The sequence below is a fragment of the Streptomyces sp. NPDC008238 genome (assembly GCF_042956445.1).
GTDB lineage: Bacteria > Actinomycetota > Actinomycetes > Streptomycetales > Streptomycetaceae > Actinacidiphila.
On record NZ_JBIBGK010000003.1, the window covers coordinates 592,523 to 611,311 of the forward strand.

General features: G+C 72.7%; 15 protein-coding genes and 1 tRNA gene. 9 read left to right on the plus strand and 7 right to left on the minus strand.

The genetic code is table 11. The features are described 5' to 3' along the window. Positions 1–23: 23 nt before the first annotated feature. From ACFZAU_RS11575 to ACFZAU_RS11590, 4 genes are all read right to left on the minus strand, one after another. Complete coding sequence (locus ACFZAU_RS11575) at positions 24–1,598, minus strand: PrsW family intramembrane metalloprotease (RefSeq protein WP_500551971.1); 1,575 nt, start codon at positions 1,596–1,598, stop codon at positions 24–26. A gap of 67 nt (positions 1,599–1,665) precedes the next feature. Continuing rightward, positions 1,666–2,424 (minus strand): tRNA (guanosine(46)-N7)-methyltransferase TrmB, encoded by a 759-nt coding sequence (gene trmB / locus ACFZAU_RS11580; protein ID WP_499599681.1) that lies wholly within the window; start codon positions 2,422–2,424, stop codon positions 1,666–1,668. A 12-nt stretch (positions 2,425–2,436) separates the two neighbouring features. Then, positions 2,437–3,666 (minus strand): L-2-hydroxyglutarate dehydrogenase, encoded by a 1,230-nt coding sequence (gene lhgD / locus ACFZAU_RS11585; protein ID WP_500551972.1) that lies wholly within the window; start codon positions 3,664–3,666, stop codon positions 2,437–2,439. A 316-nt stretch (positions 3,667–3,982) separates the two neighbouring features. Further along, positions 3,983–5,395 carry an NsdA family TPR-like regulatory protein gene (locus ACFZAU_RS11590; RefSeq protein ID WP_018558441.1) on the minus strand — a complete coding sequence of 471 codons (1,413 nt, stop codon included), beginning with the start codon at positions 5,393–5,395 and terminating at the stop codon, positions 3,983–3,985. Positions 5,396–6,168: 773 nt separating this feature from the next. On the opposite strand from ACFZAU_RS11590, the gene ACFZAU_RS11595 reads away from it, so the two are divergent. The 6 genes from ACFZAU_RS11595 (at position 6,169) to ACFZAU_RS11620 (ending at position 13,617) form a co-directional block, all read left to right on the plus strand. Then, on the plus strand, positions 6,169–8,202 hold the full coding sequence (locus ACFZAU_RS11595) for an asparagine synthase-related protein (RefSeq protein WP_500551973.1): 2,034 nt from the start codon (positions 6,169–6,171) through the stop codon (positions 8,200–8,202). A 171-nt stretch (positions 8,203–8,373) separates the two neighbouring features. After that, positions 8,374–9,018, plus strand: a complete 645-nt coding sequence (locus tag ACFZAU_RS11600) for a hypothetical protein (RefSeq protein WP_500551974.1) — start codon at positions 8,374–8,376, stop codon at positions 9,016–9,018. A 212-nt stretch (positions 9,019–9,230) separates the two neighbouring features. After that, a complete protein-coding gene (locus ACFZAU_RS11605) occupies positions 9,231–10,442 on the plus strand; it encodes a DNA polymerase III subunit delta' (RefSeq protein WP_499599687.1) in 1,212 nt (403 codons plus the stop codon). A gap of 277 nt (positions 10,443–10,719) precedes the next feature. Next, positions 10,720–11,745 carry an alpha/beta hydrolase gene (locus ACFZAU_RS11610; RefSeq protein WP_500551975.1) on the plus strand — a complete coding sequence of 342 codons (1,026 nt, stop codon included), beginning with the start codon at positions 10,720–10,722 and terminating at the stop codon, positions 11,743–11,745. A 102-nt stretch (positions 11,746–11,847) separates the two neighbouring features. Next, entirely contained in the window at positions 11,848–13,419 is a 1,572-nt protein-coding gene (locus ACFZAU_RS11615; protein WP_499599689.1) for an alpha/beta hydrolase, read from the plus strand. Between the two features lie 124 nt (positions 13,420–13,543). Next, positions 13,544–13,617 (plus strand) — tRNA-Thr (locus ACFZAU_RS11620). 60 nt (positions 13,618–13,677) lie between these two features. On the opposite strand, the gene ACFZAU_RS11625 is transcribed toward ACFZAU_RS11620, so the two are convergent. Then, entirely contained in the window at positions 13,678–13,980 is a 303-nt protein-coding gene (locus ACFZAU_RS11625; protein WP_500551976.1) for a hypothetical protein, read from the minus strand. 103 nt (positions 13,981–14,083) lie between these two features. Here ACFZAU_RS11625 and ACFZAU_RS11630 point away from each other — a divergent pair, with 103 nt between their 5' ends. After that, on the plus strand, positions 14,084–14,251 hold the full coding sequence (locus ACFZAU_RS11630; protein ID WP_500551977.1) for a hypothetical protein: 168 nt from the start codon (positions 14,084–14,086) through the stop codon (positions 14,249–14,251). 175 nt (positions 14,252–14,426) lie between these two features. On the opposite strand, the gene ACFZAU_RS11635 is transcribed toward ACFZAU_RS11630, so the two are convergent. Both ACFZAU_RS11635 and ACFZAU_RS11640 read right to left on the minus strand, forming a co-directional pair. Beyond that, positions 14,427–15,149: a hypothetical protein gene (locus ACFZAU_RS11635; protein WP_500551978.1), complete on the minus strand. Its 723-nt coding sequence runs from the start codon at positions 15,147–15,149 to the stop codon at positions 14,427–14,429. A gap of 1,328 nt (positions 15,150–16,477) precedes the next feature. Then, a complete protein-coding gene (locus tag ACFZAU_RS11640) occupies positions 16,478–16,948 on the minus strand; it encodes a GNAT family N-acetyltransferase (RefSeq protein ID WP_500551979.1) in 471 nt (156 codons plus the stop codon). Between the two features lie 128 nt (positions 16,949–17,076). Between ACFZAU_RS11640 and ACFZAU_RS11645 the strand changes: the two genes are divergently transcribed. Together ACFZAU_RS11645 and ACFZAU_RS11650 are read left to right on the plus strand one after the other, a co-directional pair. Beyond that, entirely contained in the window at positions 17,077–17,814 is a 738-nt protein-coding gene (locus ACFZAU_RS11645; protein WP_500551980.1) for an SDR family NAD(P)-dependent oxidoreductase, read from the plus strand. Positions 17,815–17,876: 62 nt separating this feature from the next. Then, complete coding sequence (locus ACFZAU_RS11650) at positions 17,877–18,719, plus strand: class I SAM-dependent methyltransferase (protein ID WP_500551981.1); 843 nt, start codon at positions 17,877–17,879, stop codon at positions 18,717–18,719. The last annotated feature ends 70 nt before the right edge of the window (positions 18,720–18,789 follow it).

Genomic DNA, 18,789 nt, shown 5'->3' on the forward strand with positions numbered 1-18,789 from the left:
GCCGTGGGGCCCGGCAAGCGGACTCAGCGGTGACGGCCGCCCGGGGGGTCCTGGTACGGGGCGGCCTGCGGGTACCACCCCTGCTGCGGCGGCACCTGCGGTTGTCGCGGGCCCCACCGCTGCGGGTACGCCCCCGGCTGCTGCTGGGGCCACGGCTGGGCCTGGGGCCAGGGTTGGGGCTGCGGCCACGCCTGGGGCGCATGCGGCGCTTGGGGCTGCGGCCAGGGCTGCCCGTACGGCTGGACCTGCGGGTACGGACCGTACGGCGCACCGGGCGCCGCCCACGGGTACACGGGCGGGAACGCGGGCCGGAGGGCGTGGGCCGCATGGGTGAGCGCGGGCTGCGCGACGGCCTTGCGCTCCCACAGGTGGTGCAGCAGCTCCTGCTCCCGGGCCTGGAAGTCCGTGCCGGCGGCCCCGCGGTCGGCGCGGGCGCGCAGGAAGGCGAGCGAGGTCGCGAAGGACACGTACTCGCGGACGGTACGGGCGGCCTGCTTGCCCTGCGCGTGGCGGGCGGCGGAGCGGGCGAGGCCGCGGCCCCGCATGGAGCCGATGGCGGCGGGCTCGGGCAGGCTCAGCCAGCCGGCCATGGCGTACAGCGGCAGCTGGGTGCGGATCGTCCTCAGCTCGTTCGAGCGGGACCAGATCGCGAGCCAGACCAGCAGGCCGAAGAGGGGGATCATCACCGTCGCGTAGACGGCGAGGAAGCCGAGCGGGCTGAACGAGGCGGAGCCGTTCCAGGTGCCGTGCAGCACCATCGCGAGCAGCCAGCCGCCCAGCGGGGCCAGCCAGCGGCGGGCCTGGCCGGGGCGGGAGGTGGCGGCGATGGCGAAGCCGATGCCGGTGAGCGAGGTGAACAGCGGGTGCGCGAAGGGCGTCATCACGATCCGCACGACGAACATGGCCGCGGTGGTGCCGATGCCGCCGTCGGTCCCGTACGCCTGGTCCTCGGCGAAGCCGGAGCCCAGGTAGAGGATGTTCTCGGTGAACGCGAAGCCGGTGGCGGTCAGCCCGGCTATGACGACGCCGTCGACGAGCCCGGTGAAGTCGCGGCGGCGGAAGAGGAAGAGCAGCAGGACGGCGGCGCCCTTGGCGCTCTCCTCCACGACGGGGGCGACGAAGGTGGCGCCCCAGATGTCGCTCTGCGAGTCGCTGGCGGTGAAGGTCGTCGCGAGCAGTTCGGTCGCGTACTCGTTGGCGAGGATGGCGACCAGCGTGGCGGCGCACGCGCCCCAGGCGAAGGCGAAGACCGCGTCGCGCAGCGGGGTCGGCTCCACCCGGTCCAGCCACAGGAAGGCGCCGCCGAGGATGGGGACCGGCAGGACCGCGAGGAGCAGCCCGACGAGGAAGCCCTCGGTGCCGGTCTGCCGGCGCACCAGCGCCAGGATGATCACCCCGCACAGCGCCAGTACGGAGAAGAGCGCCACCAGCCGGAACGTCCGGTTCTCCCAGAAGTGCCGGCGCGGCTTGTAGCGCCACTGCCCGGGCGCGGGCAGCGCGAACGGGGGTTGCTGCTGGTGTTCCGGATACTCGGGTACGGCGGGTTGTGCTGCCGGGCCCGGCAGGGGCGAGTCGGGCGAATGCGAGTACGAGGACACCCGATGACCTTACGGGGCGGTGACCGCGCGGCGCGATGGTGTTGCCGATTACCGCACGGCCGGACGTTCACCCGCGCTCGAAGACCAGGTCGTGGACGACGTGGCCCTTCGCGATCCCCTGGCGCTCGAACTTGGTCATCGGGCGGAACGCGGGGCGTGGCTCGGCGTAGCCGCTGGTCGTGGCGTAGGCGTTCGACAGGCCGGGCTCGGCCGTCAGCACCTCCAGCATCTGCTCGGCGTACGGCTCCCAGTCGGTCGCGCAGTGCACGGTCGCGCCGGGCCGCAGCCGGGACACGGCCAGGGCCAGGAACTCCGGCTGGATCATGCGGCGCTTGTGGTGCCGGGCCTTGGGCCAGGGGTCGGGGAAGTAGACCCGCAGGCCGGCCAGCGAGCCCGGGGCCAGCATGTCGCGCAGCAGGACGACGGCGTCGCCGTTGGCGACCCGGACGTTGCGCAGGCCCTCGCGCTCGGCGAGGTGGACGAGGTTGCCCTGGCCGGGGGTGTGCACGTCCGCGGCGAGGATGCCGGTGCCGGGGTCGGCGGCGGCCATCGCGGCGGTGGCGTCGCCCATGCCGAAGCCGATCTCCAGGACCACCGGGCGGTCCGGGGCGAGGCCGGCGTCGGCGAACAGCTTGTCCAGGTCGAGCGGCGTGCCGTCGATGTCGACGCCCCAGTCCGCCCAGCGCCGTTCCAGCGCGGCCCGCTGGCCGTGGGTGACCCGGCCGCGACGCGGGTGGAAGGTGCGGATGCGCTGCTCGGTGTGCGCGTTCGGATGCGGGTGGGAGGCGGGGCCGCCGGGGAAGTGGGGGGTGCGGGGCTTCGACATGATGCGTCGATTTTACGTACGCCCCAGCACCGCCAGTGCCCTGCGGGCGACCTCCCGGCCGATCGGCAGCGAGGCCGTCGCGGCGGGCGAGGGCGCGTTCAGCACGTGGACGAAGGGCCCGTCGCCCGCGATGAGGAAGTCGTCGACGAGCGTCCCGTCGCGCAGCACGGCCTGCGCCCGCACCCCGGCCGCCGCGGGCACCAGGTCGTCGGCGGTCACCTCGGGCAGCAGCCGGCGCACGGACTCCACGAAGGCCCGCTTCGACAGCGACCGGTGGATCTCCCCGGCCTCGTACCGCCAGTGACGTCGGGCGATCCGCCAGGTGCCGGGGAACGCGGCCGTCTCGACGAGGTCGAGCGGGCGGAGGGTGCGCCGCCGGTAGCCCTCGCGGGCGAGCGCCGGGACGGCGTTCGGGCCGACGTGTACGGAGCCGTCGACGCCGCGGGTCAGGTGGACGCCGAGGAAGGGGAACGCGGGGTCGGGGACGGGGTAGACCAGGCCGCGGACGAGGCCGGCGCGGGCGGGACGCAGCTGGTGGTACTCGCCGCGGAACGGCACGATGCGCACGCCCGCGACGTCCGGGTCCGCGGCACCGGTCATGCGGGCGACGCGGTCGCAGTACAGGCCCGCGCAGTTCACCAGCGCCCCGGCCCGCACCGGCGGACCGTCGTGGGGCTCGACGACCACGGTCCGCCCGTCGCGGTGGAGGGCCCGGACCTCCGTGCCGTAGGCGATGCGGGCCTCGCCGCGGCCGCCCTCGGTGACGTGGCGGGCCATGGCGGCGGCGACCGCGGTGAAGTCGCAGACCCCGGTCGTGCCGACGTGGATCGCCGCCAGGCCGCGTACGTGCGGCTCGCGCTCGGTGATCTGGGCCGGGCCGAGCTCCCGTACGGGGATGTCGTTCTGCCGCCCCCGCTGGACGAGGGCGTGCAGCCGGGGCAGCTCGTCCCGCTCCGTGGCGACGATCAGCTTGCCCGTCACGTCGTGCGGGATGTCGTTGCCGGCGCAGAACTTCACCATCTCGGCGGCGCCCTGCGTCGCGTACCGCGCCTTGAGGGAGCCGGGGCGGTAGTAGATGCCGCTGTGGATCACGCCGCTGTTGTGGCCGGTCTGGTGCTGCGCGGGGCCGTCCTCCTTGTCCAGGACCAGGACGGACGTGCCGGGGGAGGTACGGGTGATCGCGTACGCGGTCGCGAGGCCGACGATGCCGGCGCCGATGACGACGACGTCCGCGGTGTCCATGCGCGTGGTCACCTCCCGCGTAAGGCTTGGCCCGTCCGGGCCGTCTGCAAACCTGCGGGCGGCGCGGTTGTGGGGCCGGTGGGTGGGTGCGGGTTCGTCTCGCGCCCTTCGGGCGCACAGCGGCAACGAGACCGGCACCAGACGAACAACCGGCCCCGCTCCGGCGCCTGAACCCCAGCCGCCCACCGGGCCGCACACTGCACACAAGGCAGGCCCCCCACCCTCCCATCCGCAGCCGGCATCTTTGCGCCCGCAGGGCGCGAGACGGCGCGGCAGCCGAAAATTACCGGCAGGGCGCGCCGCCCGCCCCCACGGGCTACGCCGGGGCCGCCAGGAGGGGGCGTGCCCGCTCGCGCAGCTCCGCGACGCGCGGCTCGTTGCCGTACGGCTCCAGCCGGTGCAGGAGGTCCCGGACGTACTCCGTCGTCCGGGCCGAAGAGATCCGCCCGGCGACCTCGACCGCCTTGACCCCCGCCGCGCAGGCCGCGTCCAGGTTGCCGGACTCGAGCTCCGCGACCGCCGAGACGACGAGCCGCAGCCCGTGCGACCGGACGAACTCCTCCGTGGGCCGGGCGAGCGCCGTCTCCGTGAAGCGGCGCACCTGCCCGGGTACGCGCAGGTCGCGGTAGCACTCGGCGGCGTCCGCGGCGAGCCGGTCGTAGGAGTAGAAGCCGAGCCAGGGCGGGTCGGCGTCGCCGTCGCGGGCGCGGTCGAGCCAGGACTCGGCGGCGGCCAGGGCCGTGGCGCAGGCGGCGCTCTCGCCGGCCTTGGCGTGGGCGCGGGCCTCGACGAGGTGGAAGAAGGACATGGTGCGCGCGGTGGCGAGGCCCCGGTTGCGCTCCAGGGCGGCCTGGGCGAGGTCCACGCCCTCGTCGGCGAAGCCGCGGTAGGTGGCCTGCAGCGACATCGATGCCAGGACGTACCCGCCGAGGGGGACGTCGGCAGCGGCGCGGGCGAGCCGCAGGGCCTGGATGTAGTACCGCTGGGCGGCCTCCTGCTGGCCGGTGTCGAAGGCCATCCACCCGGCGAGGCGGGTGAGTTCGGCGGTGGCCCCGAACAATGAGCGGCCGACCTCGTCGCTGTACGAGCCGAGCAGCAGCGGGGCCGCCTCGACCCGAAGGCACTCGGGGACCATCCCCGAACGCCAGTCGCCGCCGCCGTACTTGGAGTCCCAGCGCCGGGCGTCCTCGGCGGCCTCGCGGAGCTTGGCGACGTCGGAGTGGCCGACGTGGTGCGTGCCCGGGGCGGGGTCCTCGCGGGCGACGCGGGCGTCGGCCGGGGTTATCAGCCAGCGGGAGGCGGGCGTGACGTAGGCGCTGACCGCGAAGGAGCCGGCGAGGCTCTGCCAGATGCCGCCGCCGCCCGGGCCGCGCCGGCCGGGGTCGAGCTTCCACAGGTCGGTGGCGGACTTGACGGCCTCCCCGACGTCGCGCGGGAAGGCGAGGCCCACCTCGGGCGCGGGGTCGGCGTCGGCGAGGCCGATCTCGTGCAGCGGCACGGGGCGGCCGAGCTTGCTGCCGATGGCCGCCGCGATGAGGTGCGGGGCGGCGCCCTGCGGCACCATGCCCTTGGTGACCCAGCGGGCGACGGAGGTCTTGTCGTACCGCAGGGTCAGACCGCGCTGGGCGCCGAGGTCGTTGACCCTGCGGGCGAGTCCCGCGTTGCTGATGCCGGCCAGGGCGAGAAGGGTGCCGAGTTTCTCGTTGGGCCCTCGGGGTTCTTTGGTCATGACCACTACCACCTCTCGCCGTAAGCGCGAGGGCCGCGTACGCCTGCCACGCCTGTCACACCCTCTCGACGCACAACAACGGCTGGCCCGGCGCCTTTTGTGGAGGCGTGCCGGGGCCCGCCGCAGCCCGTCACCGGGCATGCGCCGTACCCCGAGCGGCCGGGACCATCGCTTCTCGGGTGAACCCAGCGTAGTTCGCCGTATCCCGCCCGTTAAGAGCTGTTGTCCCGGATGGCGAGATTCCTGCCCTGATTGCGGCCTGGCGACTCCTGCTTGTGGCGCGTGCTACCGGCGTATGCGGCTGTGCGCCCATCCGCGCGCTCTGTGCCGGTTCGGGCGGTAGGGGTTCCATGGTGGGGTGGGTTGGCCCGCGGCTCTCATGTGCGGCTATGGGGGGTAGTGGCGGGTCAGGGGGCTCCGCCACCACAATCCCCGCGGGTGGCGGACCGGTCCGGGAGGTGCGCCACGCCTCCCGGACCGCGACCCCCACACGTCGCACAACGGACGAATGCGGGCTCCCCGGACATTGACCGGAAAATGACGTTTGAAATCCGGTGGCCCGTTCCAAGTGACCTTGATCAGGGGGGAGTTGGGCCGAACCGGCCCGCGCCGGACCGCGCGTGACGCGCGGTCCGGCGCTCAACCATGTCCTCATGCGCCTCTTTGTGCGCCGCTCCGTGGCAGCATGTTCCTCGGACGGGGCGGCAGTTCGGCCTGCCGCGGGGCCGGTCGGCCACGGTGGCCCACGTTGTCCACAACCTGTGGAGGCGGCGATGCGGTGGTTGGTGGGGTGGAGTAGCGCTGCCGTGGGACAGGTTCCCGGCGTGCGCGCCGACCGCACCCTGCAGCCCGTCGGCGCCCAGCTCCTGTGGGGCGACCCCGATCCGCTGTGGATGGTCGGCGACTGGCGCCCCGACGAGGTGCGGATCGTCCACGCCGAGAACGGCTCGGTGGCACGGCTGGCCGTGCTGGGCCGTTGCGCCGCCTCCGACGCCGACCTGCGGGTCGGGCTGTTCGCGGCGCGCGGCGGGGCGCTGCGCCACCTGACCGCCTGGGCCGGCAGCTACACGTGCGTCCTGCAGATCGGCCGCCGCATCACGGTGCTGGGCGATCTCGCGGGCGCCCGGCCGGTGTTCCACACCCAGTGGGCGCGGGGCACGGCGTACGGGACGGCCGCGCTGCCGCTGGCCGACCTCACCGAGGCCGCCCTGGACGTGACCTACCTGGCGGCGCTGCTGGCCTGCCCCGACTCCCCCGAGGCGCTGGGCGAGGGCACCCCGTACGCCGGGGTGCGCCGGGTGCCGCCCGGGCACGCGCTCATCATGCGCGACGGGGTGCCCGAGGTCAGCGGCTACGAGCCCAGAGCCTCCCTCGCCGTCGCCGGCACCCCGGCGGCCTCCGCCGACCCGGACCGGGCGATCGCCGGGATACGGGACGCGCTGGTGGACGCCGTCCGGACGCGGCTCGCGCAGCCCCGCTTCGTACCCGACCCCGGGGAGGACCCGGCGCCGGGCATCGGCGCCGACCTGTCCGGGGGCAGCGCCTCCTCCACGCTCGCCCTGCTCGCCGCCGGGCTGCCGGGGATGCCGGGCACCCCGCTCGGGCACGGCTCCGCGGCGGGACAGCGCCTGCTGGCGGTGACCTTCAACGACCTGGCCACGGGCAGCGTCCAGGCGCGCGAGGCGGAGCTGGAGCGCGCCCGCAGCATGGCCGCCGACCCCCGGCTGCACCACGTCGTCGTGCCGGGCGGGCCGGAGTCCCTGCCGTACGCCGACCTGGAGAGCGGGCCGCTCACGGACGAGCCGGGGCCCTCGCTCATCACCGCGGAACGGCACCGGCGGCGCCTCGCGGCGGGCGGCGCCGACCACTTCGTCGGGCACGGTGCACGGCAGGTGCTGGATGCCCATCCGGCGCGGCTGGCCGACCTGTTGATGGACCGGCGGCGGCGCGGCCTGCTGCGTCCTGTCACGGCCCTGGCGCGTGCGGACGGGCCCTCCGGGCGTTCGGTGTTCGTGCCCTTCACCGTGTACCGGGCGGCGCGGCGGCTGGCCCGCACCGGCTACCGGCAGGGTGTCGAGGACGCCGCGGCACGGCTGCTGGCCAGGCGCTTCGAGGAGCACGGGGGCGCGCTGGCCGCGTCCCTGGCGGCCCTCACCTGGTGCCGGCCGGGACCGGCGGCGCGCTGGCTGACCGGCGAGGCGCTGGCCGAAGTATCGGTTCGGCTGCAGGAGGCGGCGGCCCGGCCGGGCACGACGGTGGAGCGCCCCGGTGAGCGCCGGGCACGCGCCGCGCTCGCCCGGCACGCCGCCGACCACCGGGTCTTCGAGCAGGCCGCCGAGGTGCGCAGCCAGCGGCTCCACGCGCCCTTCCTGGACAACCAGGTGGTGCGGGCCTGCCGTGCGCTGCCCGAGACGCTGCGCGTCCAGCCCGGTGCGCGCGCCACGATCCTGCGCTCGGTCCTGGCGGGCGCGGGCATCCGCGAACTGCCGCCCGGCTGGGGCGCCAACTCCCACGTCTCGACCGCCGTCGCCGTCCGCGCGGGCCTGCGGTCGGCCGTCGACGACCTGCTCGACCTCTTCGAGGCCCCGCTGCTCGCGGACGCCGGGCTCGTCGAGGCCCGCGTCGTACGGGCCGCCCTGCGCGCGGCGGCGGTGGGCGAACCGGTGCCCGTCGACGGCCTCACCGACCTGGTCGCCACGGAGGTCTGGCTGCGCCGCCTGCTGGCGCGGCGCGGCTCCTGCTGGACGGGCACGGAGGTGCCGGAACAACGCGCGGTCGCGAGCGGGGTGCAGCGGCTGTCGCTGTAGGCGGGCGGCACCGGCTGTCGCAACTGCCCCGTGCATAAGCCAATTCGGCGGCGTGCGCGCCCCATGTGTGCGCTGCCCGGGGGGATATGGACGCCGTTGCTCCACATATGTCGGCGGCTGGAAATGGACCCCGGCGCAGCCCTCCGCGCGGGTCTCCGGGACACTTTGAGCATGCGCATCCGTACCACGGTGGCGGCCCTCGCCGCCGCTGCCGCCGCGGCGGCCCTCCTGGGCCTGGCCGCGAACGCCTCCGGCGCGCCCGCCGACCGGCCCGGGGTCCGCCTCTACGACGAGGCACTGGGCAGGACGCGGGAAGCCGGCGCCACGGTGTGCACCTTCTACTTCAGGGCCGAGGGCTTCGGCCCCGACCAGCCGGTCAACTGGACGGTCTCGTACGCGCGGGGCGAGGACGCGGTCGTCGGCACGCTGGTCACCGGGAGCGCGGGCACCGGGAGCAGCGACCGCGTCGTGCTCGCCGACGGCGCCTACCGGTTCCGGTGGGCCGGTTCCGACGCGAAGCCGCAGCCCTTCACCGTGGCCTGCCCGGCCGGGACGGCGACGCCGTCGCCGGGCGGCGCGTCCGCGGCCCCGTCCGCGGGGGCCGTGCCCGCGGTGAGCGCGGCGGCGTCCGCCGGGCCGGGCACGGGCCTGCCGGCCGCGGGGCTCACGTCCGCGTCGACCTCCACCGGCCCCTCCGACGTCACGGCCGGCGTGGCCTCCGCGCTGGCCGCGCTGGGCATCGCCGCGATCGCGGCGCTCGTCATGCTCCGGCGGCGTCCCGTCGCACCGCGCCGCCACCGCCGCGTCTCCGGCTGACGCCGCGAACCGGGGTCGTGCGTCCGGCCCGGTTCAGTGCGCGCGGGTCCGTTGCGCCCGCGGCGGGCGGGAAAGAACCCCGCCCGCAAGCACAAACGACCCGTACACGGACAACCGGCCCGCCCCGCAGGGCCCCGTGTCGGTGGCGTGCCCGACAATGGTGGGGCCGGGAAACGCAGAGGGCGGCGGGCACCACAGGACGGGCGGACGCGATGGCGGTATGGGACGACCTGGTCGGCCAGGACCGGGTGACGGAGCAGTTGGCCGCCGCCGCGCGGGACGCCGACGCCTTCGTGACGGCGGCAGCCGCCGGCAACGCGCTGCCGACCGCGTCGAAGATGACGCACGCCTGGCTGTTCACGGGCCCGCCCGGCGCCGGCCGGGACACCGCCGCCCGCGCCTTCGCCGCCGCGCTGCAGTGCGTGAGCCCGGACCGGGCGCTCGGCGGCGCGCCGGGCTGCGGCTTCTGCGACGGCTGCCACACGACCCTGGTCGGTACGCACGCCGACGTCGAGCTGGTCCGCACCGACCTGCTCTCCATCGGCGTCAAGGACACCCGCGACCTCGTCCGTCGTTCCTCGCTCTCGCCCGCCTCCGGCCGCTGGCAGGTGATCGTGCTGGAGGACGCCGACCGCCTCACCGAGGGCGCCGGGAACGTGCTGCTGAAGGCCGTGGAGGAGCCCGCGCCACGGACGGTGTGGCTGCTGTGCGCGCCGTCCATCGAGGACGTGCTGCCGACGATCCGCTCGCGCTGCCGGCACCTGGTGCTGCGCACCCCGCCCGTGGAGGCCGTGGCCGACGTGCTGGTCCGGCGCGACGGCATCGACCCCGTGATCGCCGAGGCCGCCGCGCGCGCCACCCAGGGCCACATCGACCGGGCCCGCCGGCTCGCCACCGACGAGGCGGCCCGCAGCCGCCGCGCGGCCGTGCTGCGGCTGCCGCTGCGCGTGGACGACGTCGGGGGCTGCCTCAAGGCCGCGCAGGAGCTGGTGGACGCGGCGACGGAGGACGCCAAGCAGGTCTCCGAGGAGATGGACGGCAAGGAGACGGAGGAACTGCGCGCGGCGCTCGGCGCGGCCGCCGGGGCGGGCAGCCGTATGCCGCGCGGCACGGCGGGCGTGATGAAGGAGCTCGCGGACCGGCAGAAGCGCCGGTCCACCCGTACCCAGCGCGACACGCTCGACCTGGCCCTGACCGACCTGGCGGGCTTCTACCGGGACGTGCTGGCCGTGCAGGTCGGCACGTCGGTCGCGATCGCGAACATCGAGGCGCGGGACGCCGTCGAGCGGATCGCGGCCGGGTCGCGCCCGGAGAACACCCTGCGTCGCATCGAGGCCGTGCTCGCCTGCCGCGAGGCCCTGGACCGGAACGTCGCGCCGCTGCTGGCCGTCGAGGCGATGACGCTGGCCCTGCGCGCGGGCTGACCACCGGCGTACGGGAGGGATCACCGGCGCGCGGGACGGGCCGCGCGGAGCCGCCCGCGCGCCCTTGATCATCCGGCGGACGGGTGATCGTTTGCGGTGCCCGCGCGTCGCCGCTCCCCGGTGCGCCCGGCCTTGCCGCAGGCTGGCGTGCGGTGCCCCCGGCCGCTGTCCCCGCGGGGGTGATCCCAGCGCACGGGATGCGCTTCCCCCTGCCTCCGGCGTGGGTGCCCACCCGTGCCCGAAGCGCCCTCGGGGACGTCCCGAGGTGGTGCCGCACGTGCCCGAGGTGGCCGAGGTCGTCGTTCTGTACGCGCTGCTGACTGTGGCCGGGGCCGTCGCGGTGGTGCTCGCCCGCTCGGCACTGCGGCACTGGTGGGAGCAGCGTGCGGGCCGCGCGTACGAACTGCCCGTGGAGCGCGCCGGCACCCTGCTGCGCGGGGCCGGGTCGGGCCTGGCCGCCGCGGTGGCGATCACGCTGGGGGTCTGCTTGGCGCCCGGGTCCGGGGCCCCGTCGCTCTCGCCGCCCCGCCAGGTCACCGCCGCCGGGCCGTCGCCGTCCCGGCCGTCGTCACCGCCGCGGCCTCGCCCCCGGCCGGTGCCGTCCGACCCCGTGGACGCGGGGCTGGTGCCGCCGCGCACGCTCGGTCACCCGGCCGGGGGTACGCTCCAGGAGTTGTCCGACGGCACGCGGGTCTGGCTGCCCCCGCAGTACGACTACCCGGACTCGGCGGGCGTCTACTTCCCCCTGGTCGTGGCCCACATCGACCCCGCGGACCCGGATCTGTTCGCCGGTTTCGCCGCCCAGTCGCTGCGCGGCGTCGCCGACCCCTTCGTGGTGGTGCTGCCCGCCAGTTGCGACGCCGGTCCGGGCGCCGGCCCCGCCTCCGTCCCGGACGCGGTCGCCCGGCTCTACCGCGTCCTGCCGGGCCGTCCCGCGCGGGCGCTGCTGGGCGCCGACGGGGACGCGGCCTGCGTCGTACGGCAGCAGCTGACCGATCCCCGGGGCTTCGCGACGGCGATCGGCGTCTCGGGCGGCTACGAGGGGATCGACCGGTCCGGCCCGCCGCCGTACTCCTACGCCGGCGGCGGCTACGCCGGGCGTGACATGCCGCGCCCCGCGCTGCTGCTCGCCGTACCCTCCGGAGAGGAGGACGCGCGGCGCTCGGCGCTCGCCCTGCGCGGGCGGGTGCGCGGCGTGTCCGCCGAGGTCCGGGTGCTGGACGGCATCGGCCCGCGGCGGCGGCTCTTCGCCCTCGTCGCCGGGTACGCGACCGAGAAGCTCGACGGCCCGGACCGTCCCTGACGGCGCGGGCGGGAATCACCCGTACGAGGACTGTGGACGACGGTTCGCCACCGGTCGTACGGATACGCTCCAGATCATCACCACGAGGGAACCGAGGCTCCGATGCACACCCCGCGCCTGCTCCGTACCTCCGGCACCGTCCTCGCCGTCGCCGGGCTGATGCTGTCCGCGTGCACCACCGGTGGCAACACCCACAGCGCCGCCGCGTCGTCCCCGGCGGGCTCGCTCGGCGGGCCGCCGCCCTCGGGCGCGGCCGCCGACGCCTACGGCAACCTCCGGCCGTACTACGAGCAGCGCCTGTCCTGGGGCGACTGCAAGGACATGCCGGGCATGCAGTGCGCCACGATGCGGGTCCCCCTCGACTACGCGCACCCGTCGGAAGCGACCGACCTCAAGCTCGCCGTCTCCCGGAAGCGGGCCGAGGACGGCGGCAAGCGACTCGGCACCCTGCTGGTCAACCCGGGCGGCCCCGGCGGCTCCGCCATCGACTACCTGCAGTACGCGGCCTTCGGCTACCCGTCGCCGGTCACCTCGCGCTACGACATGGCCGCCATCGACCCGCGCGGCGTGGCCCGCAGCGAGCCCGTCGAGTGCCTCAGCGACAGCCAGATGGACGCCTTCGCGGCGACCGACGTCACCCCGGACGACGGCGCGGAGGTCAACGCCCTGGTCGCCGCCGACAAGAAGTTCGCCGACGGCTGCGAGCAGCGCTCCGCCAAGCTGCTCAAGCACGTCAGCACGGTGGAGTCCGCCCGCGACATGGACGTCTTCCGCGCCCTCGTCGGCGACCGCAAGCTCAACTACGTCGGCAAGTCCTACGGCACCTTCCTGGGCGCCACCTACGCCGAGCTCTTCCCGGACAAGGTCGGGCGGCTCGTCCTCGACGGCGCCGTCGACCCCTCGATCTCCGCCCTCGACGCGAGCCGCGGCCAGGCCTCGGGCTTCGAGACCGCCTTCGACGCCTTCGCCGCGGACTGCATCACCCACCGCGACTGCCCGCTCGGCACCCAGAGCACCGCCGACGCCGGGCACCGCCTCGACGCCCTCTTCAAGCAGCTGGACGGCAAGCCGCTCGGCACCGGCAGCTCCCGCAAGCTGACGGAGGCGCTGGGCACGACCGGCGTGATCGCCGCGATGTACGACGAGTCGATGTGGCCGACCCTGCGGTCCGCGCTCACCAAGGCGAACAAGGGCGACGGGAGCGGCCTGCTCACGCTCTCCGACACGTACTACGAGCGCAGCGACAGCGGGCACTACGACAACCTGATGTACGCCAACGCCGCCGTGAACTGCCTCGACCTGCCGCCGGCCCTGTCCGGGCCGCAGGCCGCCGAGCAGTCCGTGTCCGCCTTCACCGCCGAGTCCCCGCACTTCGGCAAGAACCTGGCGTGGTCCAGCCTGATCTGCGCCTACTGGGCCGTCCCGCCGACCGGCAAGCCCCACCGCATCGAGGCCACCGGCGCCGACCCCATCCTCGTCGTCGGCACCACCCGTGACCCGGCCACGCCGTACGCCTGGGCCAAGTCCCTCGCCGGCCAGCTCGACTCCGGCGTGCTGCTCACCTACAACGGCGACGGCCACACGGCGTACGCCCGCGGGAGCAACTGCATCGACGCGGCGGTCAACCGCTACCTCCTCGACGGCACGCCCCCGGTCGACGGCAAGAGCTGCTGACCCCCGAGGGCCCCGGCCGACCCCGGCCGCACGTCGGCGGACCCCGGCCGCACCCTGGTCAGGGGCCCCTCGAGAACTGTGTAGACTTGTGCCCGCTGCGGATGCCAAGCTGTCCCGGCAGCCTGCCGCCTTAGCTCAGTTGGCCAGAGCGACGCACTCGTAATGCGTAGGTCAAGGGTTCGATTCCCTTAGGCGGCTCAGAGAAAGGCCAGGTCAGACATTGTCTGGCCTGGTTTTTTCTTGCTAAGGCATGACGCGTCACGCGGCTGGACCTTCTAGACCTTCCTCCGGTGTGGTGTTGGCGTCGGTTTGGGGCAAGTCGACATCGCCCAGTGCGGGCGGCAGGTCTGGCGAGGTGACTCCCTTGTCGCGGGTGTCGCGGCGGAGGTTGTACTCGGCAGAGATGGCAGGCTCGGCGTAGTCGGTCCGATTGCGTTCGCCTTCTTCCTGCTGAGCGCGGCCGGTGGCCGTCTTCCCTGTGAACCTTGCCGGTTCTTCTTCAAGCGCGACGAGCGCGGTGCAAACGAGGTTGGCATGAAGCTTGAATTTGCTCTGGAGCATCGATGAGACCACCTCGACCTCCCCTGGCAATGTGACAGCGCAGACCAGCTCGCTAGTTGCCAAGCTGTGGAACTACTGCAACGTCCCACGTGACAATGGCCAATTGGCCATCGAATACGTCGAGCAGAGCTCCCCTCCCGAGGCAATCGCCCAGGAGATCGTGGAGGACCTCCATGCCGTCCTCGGCGAGGCATTGGGCGGCGAGGTCAAGCCGGAAGTTGCGGCCGAGGAGGTCATCACGACACCTGTCGCCTTTCCCGTGGGAACCTGACGTCCCATCGGGAACGGAAACCGCAACGGGTGTCTCGCATGCTGGGTCAGGCGACAGTGGATGTGGGTTCGGCTCACCCGGATCGAGGCAGGTCGATCCCGAAACGGACGGATTGGCTACGCATAAGTTTGCCGCCATGGCGATACCCAGTTCAGTGAGCCGTGGGCCAAGAGCGTCAGTCTGGTAGATGGCGTCCAACGTGCCCAACGACGATCACCTTGTCGCTCTCGTCAAGGTACCAATAGATGCGAAGGCATTGATCAGGGCCAGTAGACTCGTCGACTTTGAGGTGTGGTTCCATGGCAACCAAATTGTCCTTATATTTCACTTCATAATGGCGCTTGTGTCGGCGATCGCGTACTGCGGGATTCTTTGCGGAATATCCGTAGCCGAGATCTGTGAAGAACTCTCCGAAGGGCTTCCCGAGAGTTCCGTCGCCCCACCTGCGACCGGCTTCGGCAACGTCCAGGAGGGCCCTGCGCAGCTTCTCCGGATCCTTGTATTCGGAGAACTTCTTAATGCTGGCATCGGCGCTAGGAAGAAAGACGAGATCGTCGCCGATTTCTGACTTTGCGCGTTGATAAGCCTCGGCCACCGAAAGGGCCGATACATCTGTATAAATTGGCGCGGCTGATTGCGCATTTTCTGTGGCAGGTTTAGTTGAGTACTGACTTATCAGTGCGTATTGCTCGCGCATTGCAGCCACATCTGTCATTGCGGCGGCAAGATCTTCCTTGAGATCGTCTCGTTCCTCCCGCAGCCCGCGCAACTCGGCATCGGTGGTTTCGATGTATTCGTGAACCCAATCTGGGATCTCGCCGCTCTCGGAAAGGGTTTTCCGGCGTGCCGCTCGCATCCAGCCAAGAGCAGGATTCTCGGGAACCGACGCGGCGCTCACCGAGCCCAGCCATCGCCTCAGTTCATCGATTAGCGCCTCATCGTCCTCTAGTAGGCGGTTGGGTGTCCAATACTTGTGTTCGTATGGGTTTGCGTCGGCCTTAAATTTTGGCCAATAGAGGCGAACTGCCCCCTGCCATGCGGAGCGCTCTGCCCCTACTCTGTCGGTCAATGCGCGTGCAGCAAGATGAGTTGAGAGGTGTACAACATGGGCGAGCCCAGATAGTTCCCGAGCCAACTTCCTCAAGTCGACGAGCGGCTGTCCGGTCGAAGGATAATTTGTGGCAACGACAACTGGAAGTGCACGTCGATCGTCTGTCAGCCATTCGACGAACTCGGGAATGTCGCCCGTGCGAAGAGTTGCGTGCGTCGGCTTTGTGGGTCGACCCGAATCGGATACCTCGAATTCTCGCAATAGAGTACGAACGATTGCCGGCGCGGAGAATTGATAGTTGGGCCTTCTGAGCTGGAAGCTATGGCTCCGCTGTTGGAGACCGATCCGTATCGTCGCGCAGGCGCCCTCGTCTTGCGATGCGAGAGCCAGGCTCAAGGTCCATCGCACTGAAGGGTCGTCTGTGCCGGGAAAGTGCCACAAGCAGCTCCAGCCGGACGAGCCCCCCTCGGCGGGGTCGTAGCGACTAACGGCCACTGTGTGTCCGCCGCTAGCCTCGTGCTGCCCCGCGCTGAGGAGCTCGGGGGTGAGGTGGGTCGGTCGGCTGACCCATTCGCGGATCAGCCTCTCGGCTCGGTGGAGAGTGTCCCCTGAGGACTCTTCATGGCCGGTCAGTAGGAGCTGACACGCATAGAGCTCGCGCATTCTGCCTCTTTCGGACAATTTGAATCTAATCCGACATTGACATGTGGCGAGCTTCTCGCTCGCTCTCTCATATCAAGTACCAAGTGTGGAGGAGCCCGCAAGCCCCAATCGCGTCCCGGAGAGGCTCTTTTTGAATTGTCTTCGCACGCACAGCCGGAATTGGCTGAGCGGTGTGCTGCGAGAGGCCGAGGAGCGGCCGCCGTTGAGTGAGTGCTGGCGTGAGCAGAACTGGGTAGTGCTGAGGTTGATCTGGCGTCGTGGTGATCACGGTCGGACGCCTCTGATCAGGGAAAACGAGATTCAAACGGTGCGGTGCCACCGGGGATGATCTTATGGGCCCTCACAATGCGTAGGTCAAAGGTTCGATTCCCTTCGGCTTTTCGCGTACTGCGACGGCTCGGGGCAAGGGCGACGAGGCCGAGCGGCACCTTGGAGGGAAGGGCTGCCAAAGCCCCCACGCCCCCGGCCCGTTGTCCGCGCGGCGTTGCCGGGCGTCCGGTCGGCGCGGTCGTTCACGTGTCGCGGGCCTGGTGAGGGGTCCGGTTCGCGTCGCGGCGGTAGGTGTAGAGGATGAAGCCCTGGTGGAACCGGCCGAGTTTGTCGTACAGCGCGCGGGCCGGGGCGTCCTCAAGGGTGTTCCAGTAGAGGCCGGGTGAGTCGTGCTGCTCGGCGTCCCGTGCGACCCACTCGATCAGCGCCGTGGCGACACCGCGCCGTCGGACGTCCGGGTCCACGAACAGGTCCGCCAGGTAGCACTTCCCGGCGTACCAGACGCTGGCGTGGAACAGGTAGTGCGCGATGCCGACCATCTCGCCGTCCAGCCGGGCCGCGATCCCGCGTATCCGCTCGTCGTCGATCAGGCGCCGCCAGGTGCGTGCGTAGCTGTCGTCGTCCCTTTCGACCCCGAAGTACGTGTCCTTGCCGCGGGCCAGTGCCTCCCAGCGGGTGCGGTCCGACGCGGTCAGGAAGCCGATCTCCACCATGGCGCCCATCCTGCCCCGCGGGCGCCCTGGTGACTCCGTCCGCGCTTTGACCGGACCCACGGGTCCGGTTACGGTGAAAGGTAATCGGACCCATGGGTCCGTTTAGTCTCGTACGTAGGAGGAGCGCGATGATCGACAATCCGACGGCCCTGGTCACCGGTGCCAACAAGGGGCTGGGCCGGGAGACCGCCCGCCGGCTCGCCGCCCGGGGGGCGACCGTCCTGCTGGGCAGTCGCGACCTGCGGCGGGGCGAGGCCGCCGCCGCCGAACTGGCCGCCGGGGGCCTGCGGGTCCTCCCCGTCCAGCTGGACGTCACCGACGTGGACGGCGTCGAGCGGGTCGCCGCACGCATACGTGAGGAGTTCGGGCGGCTCGACATCCTGGTGAACAACGCCGGCGGGATCGTCGAGTCCCCCGCGCTGAGCACCACGGCGGCGGACCTGCGGGCCACTTACGAGACCAATGTCTTCGGCGTGGTCACGGTCACGCACGCGATGCTGCCGCTGCTGGCCGCCTCGGCCGCCGCGCGCGTCGTCAACGTATCCAGCACCACCGCGTCGCTGACGGTGACCAGTGAGCCGGGCACCCTCTACGCCGACGCCGACCACATCCTGCCCTACGCGTCCTCGAAGGCCGCGCTGAACATGCTCACCGTCCAGTACGCCCAGGCGTTCCGGCGGGAGCCGGCGTACGCGCACGTGAAGATCAACTCGGCCTCGCCCGGGCTCACCGCCACCGACCTCACGCACAACGCCGGCTCCCGGACGGTCGAGCAGGGGGCCGTGATCATCGTGGAGCTGGCCACGCTCCCCGACGACGGACCCAGCGGCGGCTACTTCAGCGAGGACGGCCCCGCCCCCTGGTAGGGCCCCGCCCCTGGTCAGGGACGACCCGCCCGGACGGCCGTCGCGCGCAGTACGTTCGTCCCATGGGCAACCCGATCGTGAACCTGGACCAGTCCGACGCGTGGAACGGGTACGAGGGCCGCCACTGGGCGACGTACCCCGAGCGGTACGACGCGCTCAACGACGCGGTGAACGACCACCTGCTCGACGACCTCCCGGTCGTGGCGGGCAGCCGGGTGCTGGACGTGGGCTGCGGGACCGGGCGCGTGGCGCGCCTCGCCGGCCGTCGCGGCGCCACGGCGCTCGGCGTGGACCTGTCGGAGCCGATGCTGCGCGAGGCGGTCGCCGCCGCGGAGCGGGAGGGCCTCGCCGGCGTCGCCTTCGTCCGGGGCGACGCACAGGTGCACCGGTTCCCCCCGGAGGGCTTCGACGCGGTCGTGAGCCGCTTCGGGGTGATGTTCTTCGCCGACCCCGTCGCCGCGTTCGCCAACCTCCGGCGTGCGCTGCGTCCCGGCGGGCGGCTGGCCTTCGTGGCCTCGCGCGGCCACCAGGCCATGGACCAGACGAAGATCTACCGGGCGATCGGGACCGTGGTGCCCGTGCCCGACTTCGCCGGTGACACCGGGCCGGCCTCCTTCGCCGACCCCCGGCACACAGAGAAGGTCCTGACCGGTGCGGGCTTCGCCGGGGTGACCTCGACGGCGGTGGACGTCCCGCAGGTCTGGGGGAGGGACGCCGAGGACGCGGCCGACTTCCTCATGGGCTGGGGGCCCGTGCAGTACTGGCTCCGCGAGGGCGGGGCCGACGAGGCGGCCCGCTCCCGTGCCCGGGACGCCGCCCTGGACGCCTTCCGCGACTTCACGACCGCGGACGGCGAGGTCGTGCTGACCGCCCGCCTCTGGCTCGTGACCGCGGAGCGCCCCTGAGCCGCCGCCGGCCCCCTGGCGGTGTGACCTCCGCCTCGTCGCACCCATCCCCGGCCCGGGCCTGTAATCG